This window comes from Ideonella sp. B508-1 (assembly GCF_000333615.1).
GTDB lineage: Bacteria > Pseudomonadota > Gammaproteobacteria > Burkholderiales > Burkholderiaceae_C > Ideonella.
In genome coordinates this window covers 1-1,583 of record NZ_BADL01000050.1, presented here as the reverse complement: position 1 = coordinate 1,583, position 1,583 = coordinate 1, and the positions used below count along the sequence as shown (strand labels likewise).

Genomic DNA, 1,583 nt, shown 5'->3' with positions numbered 1-1,583 from the left:
CTGGGGATTTTTCGGGCCTGGCCTTTCAGCAGATCCGTGGGGCCCTGCCAGGCCGGCGCCAGCGTCTGCAGCGCGGCACGCAGCCGCAGCTCGTCGCCGCAGCCTTCGGCCAGGTCGTCCCACAGCCGCTGGGCGCCCTCGCGCTCACGGCCCAGGGCGCGCAGCAGGTCCAGGGCCATCACATTGCCCGAGCCCTCCCACACCGAGTTGACCGGCGCCTCGCGGTAGAGCCGGGCCAGGCTGCTCTCCTCCACATAGCCGTTGCCGCCCAGCACCTCCAGCGCCTCGCCGGCCTGGGCCACCGCGCGCTTGCACACCCACAGCTTGGCGGCCGGCGTCATCAGCCGCTGCCAGGCGCGGGCCAGCGGGTCGGGCACGGGGCCCTCGGCGTCCTCGAAGGCCTGGGCCAGGCGCAGGGCCAGCACCAGTGCGGCCTCGCTCTCCAGCGCCAGGTCGGCCAGCACGCTGCGCATCAGCGGCTGCTGAGCCAGCGGCCTGCCGAAGGCCTGGCGCTGGCGCGCATAGGCCAGGGCCTGCACCAGGCCGGCACGCATCAGCGCGGTGCTGCCCAGCACGCAGTTCAGCCGGGTGTGGGTGGCCATCTCCAGGATGGTGGGGATGCCGCGGCCGGGCTCGCCCACCCGCAGGCCCCAGGCGTCCTCGAACTCCACCTCGCCGCTGGCATTGCTGCGGTTGCCCAGCTTGTCCTTCAGGCGCTGGAGGCGCACCGCGTTGCGCTGGCCGTCGGGCCGCCAGCGCGGCACCAGGTAGCAGGACAGGCCGCCCTCGGGCGTGCGCGCCACCACCAGGTGGGCGTCGCTGCTGGGGGCCGAGTAGAACCACTTGTGGCCGCGCAGCAGGGCCTCGGCGCTGTCCGGCCCGCCGACCTGGGTGGCAACAGGGGTGGCGGTGGTGGTGTTGGCCCGCACGTCGGAGCCGCCCTGCTTCTCGGTCATGCCCATGCCCAGCCAGATCGACGGCTTGGCGTCGATCGGCCGGTCGCTCGGGTCGTGCCGCGCATCCAGCAGGCGCTCGCCCAGCCAGGCCCACAGGGCCGGGTCGCGCCGCAGCACCGGGATGGCGGCCTGGGTCATGGTGGCCGGGCACAGGGTGCCGGCCTCCACCTGGCCGTGCAGCAGCATGCCGGCCGCGGCGGCGGCCCAGCGGCCCGGGCGGCGGTCGGCAAAGGGCCGGGCCATCCAGCCCTGGCCGCGCAACAGGGTCAAGAGGGCATGCCAGTCGGGGTCAAAGCGCACGGCGTCGATGCGCCGCCCGCGCGGGTCGAAGCGCTGCAGCACCGGGCCGGCGGCATTGGCCTGGGCGGCCTGCGCGAAGGTCTCGCTGCGGCCCAGGGCCGTGCCGTAGGCGTGCAGGCCGGGCAGGGCCCAGGCCGCGCCCAGGCGCCGCAGGTGCTGCTGCAGCGCCGGGTCGATGGCCAGCAGGTCCACGTCGCGCAGCTCGTCGACCTGGTTGCTGACGCTGTGGGTGCTCCAGTCCATGGCGGACCTCCTGGCAAAGCGGATCAGGCCCGGTAGCCGGTGATGGCTTGGATGCGGCGGTACAGCGGCCGCAAGCGGGCGTAA

Annotated in this window: 1 protein-coding gene; it reads right to left on the bottom strand. The window is 74.7% G+C overall.

Annotated features, from left to right (window positions below; genetic code table 11):
* Positions 1-1,499: acyl-CoA dehydrogenase family protein (locus I73_RS02480; protein WP_022979171.1), on the bottom strand; the 1,499-nt coding region annotated here is incomplete at its 3' end.
* Positions 1,500-1,583: the final 84 nt, after the last annotated feature.